We start from the raw sequence: 16,974 nt of genomic DNA on the forward strand, positions 1-16,974 counted from the left end.
AAAGATCAGCGACTTCTTGCCATAAACCTGCCCATAAATCGCCACATTATATTGGTGCCAGACTGTCGCACATCCCTTTCGGACGCAGCATTCCGCTCCTTCTCCGCTCGATGCTGCTGGATTTCGGATCCAAGTCGCAGTGCGGACCTTTCGGCACTTATCGACAGTTCGCGCCCAAGGTTCCTCAAGTGCCACTTGATGCTCCACCATGACAAAGCCTGCCCAAAGAAGTGGAGCCACCCCGGGGCGGCGAGGAGTGCAGCGCTGCCGAAACGTTCCGACAAGCCGAGATCAATGAACCCACCTCGACGCAGAGCGAATATCAAAATTGACAGCTCGACGCCGGAAAGCACTATAGATAGCACGAGCAAGAGTCGTCGCTTGACTGATTGCTGATGCCATATCCACCGGAGTGGTGATAGAGCTTCACTGCGCTCGGCCAACCGCGTTCCGACCCTTAGTAGCCGACGTACAGCGGCGAGATCACGCTCCATGTCGGCGAGCGCGACGTTGCCACCCTTGAACATCGAGGAGATTTCGGCCCGCCGAACCTTTTCCCTCATCAGCGCTACGCCCCGCCGCTCGCCCGAGCGTTTCGCGAAGAGAGCTCCGAAACCTACCGTGAACGAAATGCTTGCTAACACCCATACAGCGGCGGCGACGATAGCACGAATGTCTCCACCGTCCGAAATCTTGTTGATCGCGATTCCGCTGATCGCTCCAGTCGTCGAGGCGACCGCCGGACCATAGACCAAGGAGTGGACCGCGTCGGGCGCAAGTCCGTCCAATACACGTATAGCCCTATAAAGCAGTCGGTTCGCAACAAAGTCGATCACGCCTGCACCAAAGACCATCGCACCATAGGCGGCGTGCAGGATAATGACCACCACTAGGGCTAGAACTAGCACATCGCGCATCGCGCCATGATAGTGCAATACAACAAACCGCCCCCAACAATCCACGCGCCAGAAAGGTTGAAGTACCCCAACTCGCCTGCCCCAGCAAAACAGATGAACGTTTCGCAGGATTTGAGCACACCATCAGCAGACATGAATAGAGGTCCACCGGCAGCGCCTTCGATCACCCGTCCAGCATGTCGCGGATGCCTCGTTCTTAGCCGAATCGGACCCTCCCCTAATGAATCAACCGGTTCGGATCGCTGCTGCCCGTCCGCGTGCGTACCGGCCCCGCCCTGCGCCGGCCAGGGCGCGCGAGGTCCGCCGTACCCGCGTAGACGTCCTTGCTGGTGCGCGGACCCGCGATAAGCGGGTGCGGCGGATCGCGTCCCTGGCCTGCGTGCGGCCGTCCTGGCCGGTGCGCGCGGTGGGTCAGCGCGCCGCCGACCCGGTGATCTTCCTTCCGGAGTCGGCCGGCGCTCGTTCGTCCACGCCCTGGAGGCTGTTGGTGCCCGACTCTCCCGTTTCGTTCTCGCTGCGCACGCCGACCGACGTGCTCGGCATGATCCCTTACCTGCTCGGTTTCCATCCCGAAGACAGCCTCGTCGTGGTCCTGATCGGCACCGACCGGCAGCTCCTCGGGACGATGCGCATCGACCTGGCCGCGCCGCCGTCCGTCGCGGTCGAGCGGCTGAAGCCGATCGTCGACCGGCAGGCGAAGGTGTCCGTGGTCGTGGTCGGGTACGGGCCGCTGACCGCCACCGGCCTCACCCGTACGGCGGCGGAGGTGATCGCGCAGACGGTGCCGGTCCTCGGGGTGCATTTCGTGTCGGTCGGCTACCGGTTCTGCCTGACACCTGGCTGCAAGTGCCCGGCCGCCGGCGGGGTGCTGTTCGACGCCCGGGAGACCGCGGTCGCCGCGCAGTCGACGGTGGCCGGTCTGGTCGCGCTGCCGTCACGGAACGCGCTGATCGCGCTCGCCGAACCCGACCAGGCCGCGCAAGCGGCCGTCGCCGCGGCGATCCGGACGCTTCCGCCGCAGGTGGCACCGTCGAAGGCGGCGCTGCGGGACATGCTGGATCAGGCCGCGCTCGACGTCCGGCTGTCGGATGAGCAGGTCGCGCGGCTGGTGGTGATGCTGCGCGACCAGCGTGTCCAGGAGGCGGTGTGGCTGGCCGCGACCAGCGACCGGGTGTGGCAGCGGGACCTGTGGCTGGACATCACCCGCCGCACCCCCGACGACCACGCCGCCGCGCCAGCGTTCCTGGCCGCGTGGTGCGCGTGGCTGCGCGGTGAGGACCCGCTCGCGCACGCCGCCGCCCGGCGGGCGCTGGCCGCGGACCCGGACGCGCAGATGCCGAAGGTCATCATCGCGTCCATCCAGACCGGGATGCCCGCCCGTGACCTCATCGGCGCGTGGCCGCCGGCCACGACCGGCACGACGCCGGTGGTGCCGGCGTGAACGGCCCGGTCCTGCTCGTCACCGCCGACCCGGCACTCGTCACGCTCGTACGCGAGTGCGCCGCCCGGGCCGGGGCGTGGCTGGAGATACGCCACAGCCTGGTCGGAATCCGCAAGCAGTGGCGTGCCGCCCGGCTGGTCCTGCTCGGCGCCGACCTGGCATATCCGGCATACCGCAGGCGCATGCCGGCACTGCGATCACTGATCATCGTCACCGCGAACCCGCCGACTCCCGCGACCACCACAGCCGCCGACCGGCTCCAGGCGACGTTCCTCGCGCACGTCCCGATCGCCCAGGACTGGCTCGTCGACAAGCTCACCGATACCGCAGCCGATGTCATGCAGCAGCTCACCGGACTCGGCTACCGGATCGGGTACGCCGACCCAGCGGTAGCGGCAGAGCATGGGCACATCAGGGGCCGGGACCTTCGTACCCGCCGCACCAGCGACGAGCAGGCCGTCTACGTCAGCTTCGGCCAGGTCGCGTGCGGACCGGATCAGCTCAGCCAGACCAATACGGTGCAGCGCAGCAACTACCGCACCGCGCACCGGCTCTGGCCGACCGTCTGGACGGACCTGGCCTACGCCGACGGCGCAGTCCTCGGCGCATTCGTCGCGGACCTCCCGCCGGACATCCTCGACGCGATGTACCACCTCGCCGAGTACCCGCTGCTCGACGACGACGATCACCGGGCGCTCAGACATGCCGAGATCGCCGCCTCGTGGCGGCAGTGGGCCGCCGCCGACGTCTACAAACGGCTGCGCCGACGTGCTGGGGACGCCATGCTCGCCCTTGACGCCGACGACGTCGAACGCCTGTGGTGGCAGACCATCAACGCCATCGACTACCAGGCCGAACACACCGGCCTCACCGTCCACTGGGACTACGAGGCGATCGTGCCCGCATTCGCCGCCCGGCTCCTCACCGAGATCCGGCGCGGTCCCCGCACCCGCGCCCGATACCGCATCCACCGCCAGCAGGAGGCCCCTACGCCCGGAAGCGGGTGGGTGGTGGAACACCGCGGTCAGCAGGTCGCCACCGCCGACACGCGGTTCGACGCGCAGATCGCCGTCTGGCACCACCACCACGGCACCACCTTCGGTCCGCCAGCAGCCTCGTAAGCGGCCGCCCGGCCCGCAGCAACCAATCCAGGCAGGCCCATCGGGGCCAGCTTGCCGCGCCAGCCGCACCAGCAGGCGGTGCCGCAGGACTATCTCGACCACGCCTCCGCCGCTGGACAACACGGTCATCACCGCCATCACCGTCAAGGACTCGTTCAGCGAGCACGCGGTCGCCCCGGTGCCTCGCAGTCCGGTTCGAGTCCCGCCTCGTGTCGGTGCCGCAGGTCAGCCCGGTGCCGTGTCTCCTCCCGTTCCCGCCCGTGCGCGGGCCGGCGGTGTGTCCGCCCGCCCGCGCACGACCTTGCAATTCACGAAATCGGAGCCGTCTCGTGTCCTCTCTGCCCCTGGACGGGCCCACCCGTGCTGCCCTTCACGGCGCCGTCATCACGGAAAGTCAGTTGCGGCTGCCTGAGTTACTTCCACCGGCGCAGTACGCGACCGTCGGTCAGGTCCTCAGTGCGCTGGACGCGACCTGGAATCCCCGCCAGCGGGCGTTCGAGTTCCCCGCCCACGCCGACCCCGCAGCGCTGATCGCCGGTGTCCTCGACGCCAGCGTGATGCCGGTGCACGAGCGGCGCGGCGAGGGTTACGTGCGCACCCCGGACGACCTCGCCGACGACCTGTGCGAGTACCCGCACACCGACTTGCGCTGGCTTCCCGCCGGCTCCCGCGTGCTGGAGCCGTCCGCCGGCGACGGGTCCCTCGTGGCGGCGATCCTGCGCGCCAACCCGCACGTGCGGGTCACCGCAGTCGAGCCCAACCCCGCGCGGGCGCGGTGGTGCGCGGCGCTCGGCCCGGCCGTTGACGTGCACACCGCCACCTTCGAGACCTACGCCGCCCGCGCGCTTACCACCGGGACGCGGTTCGACGCGGTGATCGCGAACCCACCGTTCGCCACGAGTACCGACCCGAAACTCTGGGCCGAACACCTGCGCATCGCCTGGCACCTGCTGCACCCCGGCGCCCGCATGGTGTGCGTGGTCCCGGCCAGCGCCGCCACCCGCGCGGACACCGTCTACGCCGACGCGCGGGCGTTCATCACCCACCACGGCACCCTCGAACCGCTCCCGCCCGGGGCGTTCGCCGCCTCGGGCACCATGTTCGGCGCCCGCGTCGCCCGGCTCACCAAACCGATCGGCACCCAGCACCCGGACTTCCACCTGAGCATCCCGGACACCGCGCCGGTCCGGGTGCAGGAGCCGCAGTTCACCGGGCCCGCGGCACGCGAGATGCCCGTGCAGGTGTGGTGGGACGGGTGGCGACGCCGAGACCGGGTGCTGCGCTACCGCGGCCGGTGCGTGGTGTGCGGGTGGCTGCTGTGGGGCTTCGACGACGGCGAGAACGACCCCCGCGGCATCCTCGGCGACTTCAGCGCCGGATTCAGCCTCAACCCGGCCGACTTCGACCTCACCGGCCCACAGATCGGGCTGTGCTGCCGGTGCGGCAACGACGCAGACCTCTACCGCGCGGGCCTGCTGCCCGCGCAGGCACAGTGGCACCTGCCGGCCGAAAACCGTCCGCGAGTGCACGCATGAAGTCCAAGACCCCGGCGCGGCATGGCGGTTTTCGGCGCATGGCGGGCTGGTGCGCTTCGCTGTGGCGGCCTGGCAGACCAGCTGCGGCCGACACCGACCGCGGACCACGGCCGATCGCGTTCGACGCCGAACAGATCGCGAGCATGGTCAGGGCCGCCGGCATTCCCTGCTCGGCGCTGCACCATCACGACGGCACCGTCACCATCGCCGCGGGCTGGCCGGACAGCCACCGGACGTACCCGATCCTCTGCCGGCTCGGCAGCATCACGACCGCCCGCCCCGGAGACCTCGCGATCCACCCCGGCCATGCCCTCCACGACTACACACCGCAGGACATCCTCATCGTCGGCTGCATCACGAACCGCGACGTCGCCGACCTCATCCTCGCCTACATCGTCGACCTCGCCGCGCGCCCGCCCGGCACCCCCTGGGAATGCCTCGACCACGACCGTCTGGAGCATCTCGGCTTCGACGGCACCGCCCGCGGCTTCTCCCGCGGACGCCCCGACCCATCGCCCGCAGCCGCATCCGCGGCCCGCACCGCCAGGATCCGACGCTGGAGCCTGCGCCGGCTCTTCTGGCCAACTGGTCGGTTACACCGGTAAAACTCTGGCTCAGACCAGCGTACGGCTATGGGCTAGCCCTGCAACGTTCTCGCGGCGCCATTCACCACGTTCAAGCACTACCGCGGGAGTCTCCAGAGCATCCAAACTTCGCGCTGCGCGGCCGACCAAATTTGCTGGTGCGCCCGCACGTCGAGGTGCCTATTTTGACGGCCCTAAGGTGCCCCACCAAGCCTTCGGTAGGGCATAGAAATATTCGCATTGCATCCCGACTGCACCGAGAACTGGTTCCCCTCAGCCAGGCCAGGCTTATCCCCCTTTTTGAAGCACTCCACTCAATGGAGAATGTCGGACACAAAAGTCCAAACTCTTCATAATCAGCCCTCGGATTGCCTGCGGATCTTTTTCATACCATCGTACCCGCATTTTGAACTGCAGTACTGGCGCCGCTTGTCCCGCGTCTGAAACACCGATGAGCAATTACGGCAGTTAATCGACAGCGGTAAGGGTCGGCTCTTCTCGAGGCAGCGCTTACCGCAGTACAGCTGACGCTGGCTTGTCGCGGTGAATTGCCTGCCACATATCTTGCATGGCGGGCGGTCATAGGTGCGGCCTCGACGCTTGAGATTGTAACAGTCAGCGCTACAGTAAATTTTGCTTCGATCGGCCGACCTGAAGGTGGTCGAGCATGTCGGGCAGGTTGATTCGCGGCTGCGCATCCCCTCGGTCCTGCATTTGTGATCACAGAACCGTCGCCCTTGGCCATATTTGGCCGGCAACGGCGCACCGCAGTTGTCGCAGGTTTTCGACCAAATAATTGGCTCGGCAGTGACTGGACCAAGAATTCCTTCATCTTCCGGATGTACGGCGACGTGCGCGGCCCAGGCGCCAGGATTTACTCGGTAGAAGTCGAGCAGATATCCGATCGCGCTGTCGATCGCAGCAACTGAATCACCAAGTGCGCCTATGCCGGCGTTACATCGAGCACAAATGAAGCCGCGAAAACTATCCGTTTCGTGGCAATGATCGATCGCCCAGCCCTTCTCCAGCATGCTCGGATCCTGACTGCACACCGGGCACAGCCCACCGAGCTGTCGCGTCATTCGGTCAAAGTCCCCAAGGGTAAGGCCGAACTTAGCAAGGGCCTCCGCTCGTTTACGGATGGTCACACACGGTCGGCAGTAGCTCGATTTGGCGCTAAACTCGCTGCTCAGAACTCCGCATCGGGCGCACGTCCTATTCTTCACGGCCACCGCCCTCCAGGTAGCGACGGGCTTTCAGCAGGGTGGTGAGCGAGTCGCCCAGAAGGCCGATGCCGATGTTGTGGGTCCCACAGATTAGACCACGGAATAAACCGGATTCGTGACAGTGGTCCACCACCAACACCCCTCGCGCGGGCGGCCGTCGGCAGATCGCGCAGGCTCCGTTCTGCTCAGCCAGTGCTTCGTTGTATCGCGCGACAGAGATACCGTACTTTCTGGCCGCCTCCCGGACCGGGTCGTATGGTCTTCGCTGCCGCCGGGCACAGTCCCTGCAACGCCGATCCTTCCCGTCTGGCTGGTGCCGATCCCGTCCAAAGCTGGACAGGCCTTTGGATTTTTTGCACGTCATGCAAATCTTGACGGCCGAACTGCTATCCATGTTCTAGTTTACCATCGCGGCCAGCAGACCCTCCCGATCGATTGAGATCCTTAAGAGAAAGGATCGATCGATCTCACGCATTCAGGACATAACGCTCCATAGCCGCCGAAATGGCGGCCAATGGCTGATCTAGCTCGACTCGCCGAGCTGGCCGCCGACGCGGAGACAAAAACTGTTCACGCGGAACCCGCAAGGTTCGGGCCGGTACAACGGACGCCTCCTAGGCCGCGCCCCATGCCAGGGTGCGGCCTTACACTTCATAAATGGAACGAACGGCGTCAAGGATTTTGACGTCTGGTCCTTCTACGCCCAACTTGCCGATTGGCCTTTCCCGTCCCGATGGCGCGGAACCCGAGACTTTGGTCCGTCCAAATTTGGACGACATCCTCACGACCCGCCGCAGTATGCGGGAAGACGCGTTGATCTTCTTGGGCGATCGCTTCCCGCAGCACCGGGCGCCGATCCTGTCGACGGTCTTCGCATCTACCTCACAGGGCGCAAAACTGCCTCCGCCAAGGCGCTCGCGGCCAAAGCTGTCATACTGATCGACCCGCCGCACCGCTCGGGCGAAGTGGCGTGGCCCATCGAGCCGAGCTGACGCACACTCATGGCAGCCGATCAAACAAGAGTTACCTTTTAGGACCGGTCATCATGAATGCTTGGACCTCGGCTCAGCGGCGAAGCGCCCCGCGTGGCCCCTCGATTAGCTTGGTCCCGCCTCTCTCCAGCTAATCTTGTTAATCATGGGCAGGTCATCGAGCCCAAGCTGAACGACGAACTGTGAGCCATGAACGTCGCGGCAGGCAACCGTCCAAGCTCCCGTAATTTTATCTTGGGAGGCAGCAACCAATCGGAGCTCTTCATCAAGTAAAGGCATGGGATCTAGGCTCTCGACATCGTTCGCAAAGTGTGACGTAAGAATCCACTTCGCCCTCTCGACTGCTTCATCTCTATCCATCGGACGCGGCTCCGACTGAGATGAAGTATTGGCGAGGCTTTTCAGCAGATCGTACATAGCATTACCGATGATGCCACTGGCAGCGGACGAGGCAACGAATAGGACTACACGGATAAACTCACCACTATCCGCACCCCAGCTTGTCCTCCCTCGGACCTCACGGTAGACATGCCCCTGCGCCTGCCGGCTGACGATAGTGTTTACCTTCGCGTGCAACCCAGCTAACATCGATTCGGGCACGTCAAGCTCGGCAGTCCATGACTCTACGGGAATGCCGCCAACCCACTCCTTGAAGCCAAACGTGAAGAATGCGCGTACCATATAGGTACCAATACCTTGCGGTCGTCCCAATTCATCTAGAGAAAAACTTTCGTCGGCCATAGCGCGCAAGCATAGGGCATCTAAGCGGAACGGTATTTCCGGGAGCAGCATCTATGCGCGCATGTGGCCGCAGACAACGCGCGCTGCCAACCAAGGGAGCAAGACGCCGCGTCATGACGCGGCGATCGCAGTGACCTCGGCCACCTAAGGTCGTCAGGCGAGGCCACGTCGGGCCGTCAAAACCACTTGTCCCGGACCTGGAGGCCGAGCGCTTCGTTCTCGGCGACCATGGATAGGGCGGAGACCTATTCGGCCGTCTCCTGGCGCAAAAGCAGGTCATGCAAGAGCCGCCGGAGGTGCGGCTCATACGCGCCGCCGGCGCCCGTTGCGACCAGCCGGAACACCGACCGCCCGCCGGGTCCGTCGTCGTGCGGGTCCATCACGAACTTCAGCATGCTCGCGCTTCCCGTCATCCCGCACCCGCCGTCGTAATGCGCAGAATGCGCGGACACGGCGGGACCCGGACCGATCTTTCCTTGCAGCTGCCGTTGGCAGCATGGCGTCAGCGTCGCGAGCAGGTGGAAGTGAAAGTAGCGGGACGGCAGGGCGGATCGGGGCGGGTGCTTGGCCCGTGATCCTGGCCGACCGCGGCGCGGCCGGGCAAGGCCACGCCAGTCGGCCCGGCCGCGAGAGGTCCGCCGCGAGCTCGGGTTGCAGGGGGCCTTGCCGGCCGTCGCCGATCGGCCGGCCCTTGACGGATCGGCCAGCACCGCCTGATCCGCGCCGCACGCAGGACAGGCGGTTCTCCCTCTCGGGAAGGACCTGTAAATCGTGACCATCGACGTGCTGCCCCCGCCGTCTGCTGCTCTCGTGGCCGACGAGGCGATCGAGGGCGAGATCGTCACCGACGCCCCGCCGCACTCCGGCCCGGACACGCTGTTCGCCCCGCTCGCCTACGACGGGGCCGTCCAGCCGCGGGCCGTGTATCTGGACCCAAAGCTGTTGGAGGACAACAGCAGCAACGTGCGCAAGAACCTCCACGACCTCGACGACCTGAAGGCGTCGATGAAGGTCGTCGGAATCCTGTGCCCGCTGGTCGTCGTGCCGCGCGCACCGGAACTCTCCGAGCCCGACGACCTCGAGCGGTACACGATCGTGATCGGGCACCGGCGGAAGTACGCCGCGATCGCCCTCGACATGGCGCAGGTGCCCTGCTGGGTGGCGACCAACCCGGGCGAGGCCGCGTGGCTGGTGGCGCAGCTGGCCGAGAACGGCGACCGGATCGGCCTCACCCCCACCGAGGAAGCCGACGCGTACCACCAGCTGACGCTGCTGGACTGGACGCCGGAGCAGATCGCGGACGTGCGCGCGATCCCGGTGGCCCGGGTGCGGCAGAGCCTGCAGCTGCGCGCGCTGCCGCAGCAGGCCCAGGACGCGGCGGACGCCGGCACCCTGAACCTGGAACACCTCGCCGCCCTGAACGAGTTCGCGGGCGAGCCCGCGGTGATGACCAAGCTGCTGGCGAAGTCCGGCAGTGAGTGGGGCTTCCAGCACGCGATCTCCACCGAGCGGCAGAAGCGCGCCTACACAGCCGCGAAGGAGAAGGCGCGCGCGGAGCTGGTCCTTGCCGGGGTGAAGATCACCGGCAAGCCGAAGGGATTCGGCTACCACAGCGTCGATGCCGACATCGCCCACCTGACCACCACCGACGGCGAGCCGCTGGTCGCCGATCAGGTGCGGACGCTGCCGGGGTTCGCGGCGTTCATCGAGAAGGTCGGCTCCAGCGCGAAGACGACCGTGTACTGCACGGACCCGGAGAAGCTCGGCTACGTGCGGCGGGTCGGCCGGCGCCCGGCGGATGCGAAGACCGAGGCGCAGGAGGCCGCCGAGCGCACCCACGCCGAGTTCGTCGCCGCGCTCGGCGCCGCCACGGAGGTCCGGCGCGCGTTCTACACCCGCGCCTACGGCACCGCGAAGGCGGCAAAGTCGCAGTTCCCGGAGGCGCTGCGGCAGGCGGTGGCCTCCCGGTTCACGCTGCGCCCGGTCCCGGACGACGACGCCGTCTACACCGCGCTCGGCGGCGCCGACGACGACACACTCGCCACGGCCGGAGAGGAGCGGTTGCGGCGCAGCCTGGTCGCGCGGTGGATCGCCGCGCACGAGCGCAACCTCGGCCACACCATCACGCAGACGTGGGCCCTGGACCGGACGGCGGCGCTGTGGTGGCTGGACCGGCTCGTCGCCGACGGCTACACCCTCTCCGACGCCGAAACCCAGCTGCACCAGCAGCTCACCCCCACCCCACCCGCCGTCGACGGTGCCGATGAGGACGACTTCGACGACGAGGACTACCCGGACGACGACATCGAGGACGAGGAGCCCGACGAGCTGGAGGCCGACGACGAACTCGCCGGCGCGGACGCGGGCTCCGATCTCGATCTGGAGCTGACGACCGTGCTGGCCGAGCCCGACCTCGTCGCCGTCTGACCTGCTTTCCCCCTTTCTCGTCTGCTCTTTCACCAGGAGGCGGCGGGAGCCCGCGCACACGCGTGCGGGTTCCCGCCGCCTTTTGTCGTTTCCGGGAGGACTTCGGGTGACCTACACCCTCACCGATCTGTTCTGCGGCGCCGGCGGCTCATCGTCCGGCGCCGAACTCGTTCATGGTGTGAAGACCGTGATGGCCGCGAACCACTGGGCCAAGGCGATCGCCACGCACAACCACAACCTTCCACACGCCGCGCACGACTGCGCCGACATATCCCAGGTCGACCCGCGCCGCTACCCGCCGACCGACCTGCTCTGGGCCTCCCCCGAATGCACCAACCACTCCCAGGCCAAGGGTGTCCGGGACGCGGACAAGATCCCGGACCTGTTCGACGAGACCCTCGAAGACTCCGCCGCGGAACGCTCGCGGGCGACGATGTGGGACGTCATCCGGTTCCTGGAGGCCGGTGTCCTGCGCGGGCGCCCGTATCTGGGGTTCGTGGTCGAGAACGTCGTCGAGGTCAACAAGTGGCTGCCCTACCGGGCGTGGCGGGTCGCGATCGAGTCGCTCGACTACTGCTTCCACCCCGTCTACCTCAACTCCATGTACGCCCAGGCCGGCGGGCCCGGCGCAGCCCAGTCCCGCAACCGCTGGTTCGGGGTCGGGCACCGCAAGTCGCTGGGCCGGTGCCCGGACCTGCGCCGCTGGACGCGACCCGACGCGACCTGTGAGCGGTGCGGGCGGACGGGAAAGCCGGTGCAGGCGTGGAAGCGCCTCGACCGGCAGTGGGGCGTCTACGGCACCCACGGCCAGTACGTGTGGGCGTGCCCGACCCCGGCCTGCCGCGGCCAGCGCCTCTACCCGCGCGTGCTGCCCGCGGCCACGGTCATCGACTTCACCCGCGAAGGCGTCCGGATCCGCGACCGCGCCCAGCCGCTGGCGGACAAGACCATGGCGCGCATCCGCGCCGGGATCGCCGCGAACGCCCGGCCGATGCTCGTACCGACCGGCGGGACGTGGCGGACCCAGCCGACGCCGGTCGATGAGCCGATGCCCACCCGCACCACCCGGGAGAACGACGGCCTCGCCGTCCCACCCCTCCCTGCCGAGCTGGTGGTGCCGCCGATGGTCGTCGCGCTGGAAGGCCGGGCCACCGTCGCGCACGTGCGCCCGGTCGATCAGCCGCTGCGCACGCAGACCGGCCGGCACCAGGACGGGCTCCTCGTGCCGATGCGCAACCACGGCATCGCCCGCCCCATCGCCACCCATCCGCTGCCGACCGTCACGGCGGCCGGGAACCATCACGGGCTGCTGACCTGGCCGCAGCTACTCGTCCCGTACTACCGCACCGGCACCGCCCGCCCCGTCGACCAGCCGACGGGCACCCTGTCCACCATCGACCGATACGGGATCCTCGACCCCGAGACCGGGCCGGTCATCGACGCGCTCGACTGCACCTTCCGGATGCTGGAACCGGACGAGATCGCCGGCGGCATGGCCTTCGCTCCCAGCTACGAGATTCTCGGCACCCGCCGTGAGCGGGTCCGGCAGGCCGGCAACGCGGTCACCCCACCGGCCGCCCGCGATTTGATCGCGGCGCTGGTCGAGGCCATCTCCGGGCAGGAACCGACGTTCCGGCCGCAGCCGCACCGGGCCGAGTTCGAGCTCGCCGCAGGCGCCGCATGAGCACCCCGCTGCCGCCGCAGGAGCGGCATCCGGACACGGTGCTGCTGGACCGGCTCACCGCGTTCATCAACAGCAGCAACCCACCGTCTGGCGCCGACGTCGTCCAGCTGCTGTGCGAACTCCTTGACGGCAGTGGCCGGCCGGTGGTCAGCGAGCCGTGGGAGATGACCGCCGAGGTCGTCGAGGACGCCTACGGCATCCCGGCCGCCGTGGTCACCGCAGGCGGGTACACGGTGCGGCTGTTCCAGCACCCCATCGACCAGCCGGACCTGCGCATCGAGGTGCACAACGACACCCCGATCACCGGGCAGGCCACCGGCCCGGTCGGGATCACCGTCGGCGACCGGCCGGTGCTCACACCGCGGTCGGCGTCTCAGTCGCTGCGCATCGACATCGGGGAGGTCCCGTCGTGAGCCGCTGCACCCAGACCGAGGCGTTGCGCCTCTTCTCCGCGCTGGCCGACGCTGATGCTGGCCGGCTGACCGGCGCGAGCCTGCTCGGCCCGGTCCTACCCGCGATCCGGCCCGGGCAGCTCACCGCGGAGTCGGCCGGGCTGCTCGCGAAGAGCCTGTACCGGCCGCGGGACACCCCGGCCGGCGCGGAAATGATCTGTTACGTCGTGTCCAGCGACGGCACGCCGGTGGCGTGGCTGACCTACGACGCCCACGTGCACGCCCCGCCGTCCGGCGCTCTCACCGGCTATCAGCGCGCGCATCAGCAGCGGGCCGTGACCGCGCTGTCCGGGCTGACGCGGCGGGCGGTCGCCGCGCTGGCCCGGCTGCGCGACCACCGCGACGGCCGGATCCCCGGCGATCCGCCGGATCCGCTGGACACCTCGACCCGGCTGCTGGTCGCACACGCAACCGATCCGACGCTCACCTGGTGGGTGAAGCCCTCCGGCGACCTCGGCGCCCTCCGCAACCATCTGACCGTGCTGACCGGTCAGGACGTGGCCGAGGACGGGCAGGTGCGGGTGCTGGAGGTGGACGGGTTCGGTGACTACGGCCGCCACCGCGAACACCTGGAACTGTCGGTGCTGTGCGCGATCGACGCGCTGTCCGCCACGCACGAGGTGCCGACGTCGGTGATCGGGGACTGGCTGGACGCCGAAGGCGCCACCCGCACCGACGTGACCGCCGCGCAGATCACTCGCGCGTTCACCGAGGCGTTCGCCGGGATCCATCCGGGACGCCGGTCCTTCGCCGAGGCCGAACGTGACCGGCTCGGCTGGACCGCCGCGATGGCCGCCGCCGGGATCCCGCTGCGCTACTTCGACACCCCGCTCTACACCGCCAGCGTCTTCGACCACACGGCTCGCGCGATCCGGATGCCGTCCCCGCTGGCAGGTATCGCGGTATTCCGGCGCGGAAAGCAGCCCGCATGAACAACCTGCTCACCCTGCCGGGCAGACACGGCACGCTCGACATCCACATCGCGGTACGGCCGGCCGGCGAGGTCGCCTTTCAGATCGCGAGCGCGCGGATGGCGGGCACGGTCGTGTTCCGGCCGTGCCCACTGCCCGGCCAAGCCGTTCCGGACGCCGTGGTCGTACGGTTCGGCGACGGAGACAGCGTGCTCGCCGACCAGCTCACCGACCGGCCCGTCCTCGATGGCCTCCGGCTGCTCGGCGGCGGCGTCACCATGCTCGAACGCATGGACTGGCTCGCCACGATCGACCCCGTCCACCGACACGGTGGCCGGCTGACCGCGATACCACGCCGCTCGGCCCGCTACCTCGACGCGGTCCTGAGCGTGCTCGCTGATCAGTACCGGGCCATGAACCCTCACCAGCTCGCCCTGGCCGCCGCCCGGGCGACCGCGAACGACCGGCTCGGCACGCTGGTCCATACCCAGCTCCTGCCGACCGCCCGGCTGGCCGCCACAGCCCGCGGCGAGCTCACCGAGCTGCACAACCTCGCCGGGCGGCTCCAGCAGCTCTCCCCGCTGCGCCTCGCCGGAGTTCCGGCACAGTGCGAGCCGGCATGGCCGCAGGTGCACCCGGACACGGTGATCACCGCCGTGACGACGGTGACTGGCTGACCTGCCACTGCTGCGGGCAGGGCACCGTCATGCTCGCCGCCGGCGACAGCCTCGGCGGGCTGCTGGCCGCCCACGCCGCGCACCGCTGCCCCTGACCCATCCGTTCCCTGCTCGCCCCGGCCACCCGGCGCCCGGTCCGCCTCAGCGGGCCGGGCGCCTTTTTTCATGTCCGCACCACGGAAGAGCACACCCCTTTGATCACGATCACGCACACCCACGAAGACGGCACCATCCTCACCGGCTCTCACCGCGGCGACGGCGTCTACGACATCGTCAAGCAGCACGGCTTCCGCTACTCACGCCAGGTCGGCATCTACATCCGCGGCAGCCGCGACCGCGACGCGCCCACCGCCCGCATCGAGGCCGCCGCAGCCGCGCTGCGCGCCTGCGGGCACCAGGTGTCCATCGAGATCGACGACACGTGGCGGCCTGCCGCCCATCGTGAGGCCGCCCGCAGCGACCGCGCTGCCGAGCGCGCCGATCTGTTCGACGAACGGGCCAGCGCCGCGGCCGGACGGCGTGACCGCCAGCATGACGCCGCCCACGCGATCCTGGACGGGATTCCCGCTGGGCAGCCGATGCTGCCCGGCCACCACTCCTACCCCGCCGACCGCAATCGCCGCGACCGCGCGCTCACCCACCTCGACCAAGCTCGCGACGAGGACCGCACCGCCACCCACTACGCCGACCGGGCCGACGCGGTCCGCGCCCACAACGCGCATCTCGACGATCCGCGGGTGATCATGCGTCGTATCGAGCGCATCGACGCTGATCTGCGCCGGGCGCGCCGGATCCTCGACGACCCGGCCACCACCGGCGCCTACCGCGAGCGGGTGCAGCGCGACGGCGACCGGCTCGCGGAAGACCTCGCGCACCAGCGCGCCACCCTCGCTCAGTTCGCCGCTGACGGCACGTTCGTGGCCTGGGGCCGGGACAACCTCGCCAAGGGCGACCTGGTCAGCGTCAACGGCCACGGCTGGTACCCGGTCACCCGGGTCAACACCAAAACCGTCAGCCTCGACAACGACGGCTGGCCGCACAAGGCCCCGTTCGACAAGATCACTGGCCGGCGCCGCGACGGCCTCCAGCTCGACTCCCCGACCGGCGAGCCGTGGCCGGTCGCGCTCGCCGTCGCCGTCGCCCGCTGGCGGAGGCTCCTGCACGCGGTCGGCCGCGGCGGGTACGACGAGGACGCGCGGCGCCGTGACCGGCACGTGCGCTGGGCGCAACGCCTCGTCCACGGTCTGGACCTGTCCGCGGCCGTCGGCGAGGTCGCCGCGTTCACCCCACCGCCGGATGCGCCGGACGCCGAGGCGGAGCAGCGGCGGCTCGCCGCCGCGTACCTCGCCGTCTACCAGCGCCTCGATGCCGGTGATGCCGTCCCGGACATCGTCGCTGACCTCCCGCCGGACGGCCGCGAACCCGCGTGGCGGATGCCCGACGGCCAGCCCGTCGACCGGCATCCCGACGCCATCCACGAAGGCGACATCCTCGCCGGCATCTATGACCACCATGGCGGCGGTCTCGTCCTCATCTCGCAGGTGGTCGGCCCGGTCACAGCCGTGTCCGGCATCCGCCACCGCGACCACCGGGACTGGATCACTCTCGCCCTCCACGACGGCAGCACCCATGAACTCGCCACCAGCCGCTGGCTCGCCGTCCACTGCCCCCACCCGCAGCAGCCGTGACCACCACACGTGCGGCCAGGGCGCGGCGTTGTCGTGCGCCCCCGGGTTCAGGCTCTCGCGCTATGAGGCACGGGCCCTCCGTGGGCCCGTAACGATCCGATATCGCTGAAGAAGGGGTCCTTCCTGCCCATGTCAGAGCATCAGTTCCAGCGCGGTGACCGCGTCATCTGCAACCCGGACCACGTCGCCGCCAGGTACCACGGCATCGTGTGGACCATCGACCGGATCGGCCCCGTCAACGCCTTCCTCACCCACCCGCACGGCGGCGTCGGCCTCAAGGTCCCGCCCGCCCTGCTCCTGCCCGCCCCGGACGACACGGACACCACTGCGGCCGCAGCTGAGGTGGTGCCGCTGCCGCTCGAGCTCGGTGCCGTCGTCACCGTCGCCTCCCCGACCTGGCGCGGCGGCACCGATCCGCACGTGGTCCTCAAGGACAACGGCGACACCCTGCGCATCGTCCGGCTCGGCGGCGCCGGCAACCGCTACTGGCCCAAGATCCCCCGCGCCTGGCTGACCGAGGTCAACCCCGACAGAGTCCGCGCCTCCGTCGCCGCCATCGCCCGCGAGTCCCGGTGAAC

General features: G+C 68.7%; 16 protein-coding genes. 11 read left to right on the forward strand and 5 right to left on the reverse strand.

The genetic code is table 11. The annotated features are described in order from the left end of the window. Positions 1-5: 5 nt before the first annotated feature. Positions 6-917: a hypothetical protein gene (locus J2S42_RS17490; protein WP_307240470.1), complete on the reverse strand. Its 912-nt coding sequence runs from the start codon at positions 915-917 to the stop codon at positions 6-8. 487 nt (positions 918-1,404) lie between these two features. Between J2S42_RS17490 and J2S42_RS17495 the strand changes: the two genes are divergently transcribed. The 4 genes from J2S42_RS17495 to J2S42_RS17510 all read left to right on the forward strand — a co-directional run bounded on the left by J2S42_RS17495 (position 1,405) and on the right by J2S42_RS17510 (position 5,619). Continuing rightward, positions 1,405-2,358 (forward strand): DUF4192 domain-containing protein, encoded by a 954-nt coding sequence (locus tag J2S42_RS17495; RefSeq protein ID WP_307240471.1) that lies wholly within the window; start codon positions 1,405-1,407, stop codon positions 2,356-2,358. Next, positions 2,313-3,479 (forward strand): hypothetical protein, encoded by a 1,167-nt coding sequence (locus J2S42_RS17500; protein WP_307240473.1) that lies wholly within the window; start codon positions 2,313-2,315, stop codon positions 3,477-3,479. The genes J2S42_RS17495 and J2S42_RS17500 overlap by 46 nt, the downstream gene beginning before the upstream one ends. Before the next feature lie 398 nt (positions 3,480-3,877). Next, entirely contained in the window at positions 3,878-5,014 is a 1,137-nt protein-coding gene (locus J2S42_RS17505; RefSeq protein WP_307240475.1) for a class I SAM-dependent methyltransferase, read from the forward strand. Continuing rightward, complete coding sequence (locus J2S42_RS17510) at positions 5,011-5,619, forward strand: hypothetical protein (RefSeq protein WP_307240477.1); 609 nt, start codon at positions 5,011-5,013, stop codon at positions 5,617-5,619. The genes J2S42_RS17505 and J2S42_RS17510 overlap by 4 nt, the downstream gene beginning before the upstream one ends. Positions 5,620-5,954: 335 nt before the next feature. On the opposite strand, the gene J2S42_RS17515 is transcribed toward J2S42_RS17510, so the two are convergent. The 4 genes from J2S42_RS17515 to J2S42_RS17530 form a co-directional block, all read right to left on the reverse strand. Continuing rightward, positions 5,955-6,830 carry an endonuclease domain-containing protein gene (locus tag J2S42_RS17515; protein WP_307240478.1) on the reverse strand — a complete coding sequence of 292 codons (876 nt, stop codon included), beginning with the start codon at positions 6,828-6,830 and terminating at the stop codon, positions 5,955-5,957. Next, positions 6,814-7,218, reverse strand: a complete 405-nt coding sequence (locus tag J2S42_RS17520; RefSeq protein WP_307240480.1) for an endonuclease VII domain-containing protein — start codon at positions 7,216-7,218, stop codon at positions 6,814-6,816. The genes J2S42_RS17515 and J2S42_RS17520 overlap by 17 nt, the downstream gene beginning before the upstream one ends. A gap of 703 nt (positions 7,219-7,921) precedes the next feature. Then, entirely contained in the window at positions 7,922-8,557 is a 636-nt protein-coding gene (locus J2S42_RS17525) for a hypothetical protein (RefSeq protein ID WP_307240482.1), read from the reverse strand. 245 nt (positions 8,558-8,802) lie between these two features. Beyond that, complete coding sequence (locus J2S42_RS17530; protein ID WP_307240484.1) at positions 8,803-8,952, reverse strand: hypothetical protein; 150 nt, start codon at positions 8,950-8,952, stop codon at positions 8,803-8,805. Positions 8,953-9,328: 376 nt separating this feature from the next. Here J2S42_RS17530 and J2S42_RS17535 point away from each other — a divergent pair, with 376 nt between their 5' ends. The 7 genes from J2S42_RS17535 to J2S42_RS17565 all read left to right on the forward strand — a co-directional run bounded on the left by J2S42_RS17535 (position 9,329) and on the right by J2S42_RS17565 (position 16,972). Beyond that, positions 9,329-10,984, forward strand: coding sequence for a ParB/RepB/Spo0J family partition protein (locus J2S42_RS17535; RefSeq protein ID WP_307240486.1), 1,656 nt, complete (start codon positions 9,329-9,331; stop codon positions 10,982-10,984). A gap of 106 nt (positions 10,985-11,090) precedes the next feature. Further along, positions 11,091-12,668, forward strand: coding sequence for a DNA cytosine methyltransferase (locus J2S42_RS17540; protein WP_307240488.1), 1,578 nt, complete (start codon positions 11,091-11,093; stop codon positions 12,666-12,668). Continuing rightward, complete coding sequence (locus J2S42_RS17545; RefSeq protein ID WP_307240490.1) at positions 12,665-13,081, forward strand: hypothetical protein; 417 nt, start codon at positions 12,665-12,667, stop codon at positions 13,079-13,081. The genes J2S42_RS17540 and J2S42_RS17545 overlap by 4 nt, the downstream gene beginning before the upstream one ends. Next, the gene (locus J2S42_RS17550; protein ID WP_307240492.1) at positions 13,078-14,052 is read left to right on the forward strand and encodes a hypothetical protein; all 975 of its coding nucleotides are present in this window, start codon (positions 13,078-13,080) and stop codon (positions 14,050-14,052) included. Before J2S42_RS17545 ends, J2S42_RS17550 begins: the two co-directional genes overlap by 4 nt. Further along, positions 14,049-14,708 (forward strand): hypothetical protein, encoded by a 660-nt coding sequence (locus J2S42_RS17555; RefSeq protein ID WP_307240493.1) that lies wholly within the window; start codon positions 14,049-14,051, stop codon positions 14,706-14,708. The genes J2S42_RS17550 and J2S42_RS17555 overlap by 4 nt, the downstream gene beginning before the upstream one ends. 194 nt (positions 14,709-14,902) lie before the next feature. After that, the gene (locus J2S42_RS17560) at positions 14,903-16,396 is read left to right on the forward strand and encodes a DUF3560 domain-containing protein (RefSeq protein ID WP_307240494.1); all 1,494 of its coding nucleotides are present in this window, start codon (positions 14,903-14,905) and stop codon (positions 16,394-16,396) included. Positions 16,397-16,525: 129 nt separating this feature from the next. Then, positions 16,526-16,972 carry a hypothetical protein gene (locus tag J2S42_RS17565; RefSeq protein WP_307240495.1) on the forward strand — a complete coding sequence of 149 codons (447 nt, stop codon included), beginning with the start codon at positions 16,526-16,528 and terminating at the stop codon, positions 16,970-16,972. Positions 16,973-16,974 lie beyond the last annotated feature (2 nt).

The organism is Catenuloplanes indicus (genome assembly GCF_030813715.1).
GTDB classification, from domain to species: domain Bacteria; phylum Actinomycetota; class Actinomycetes; order Mycobacteriales; family Micromonosporaceae; genus Catenuloplanes; species Catenuloplanes indicus.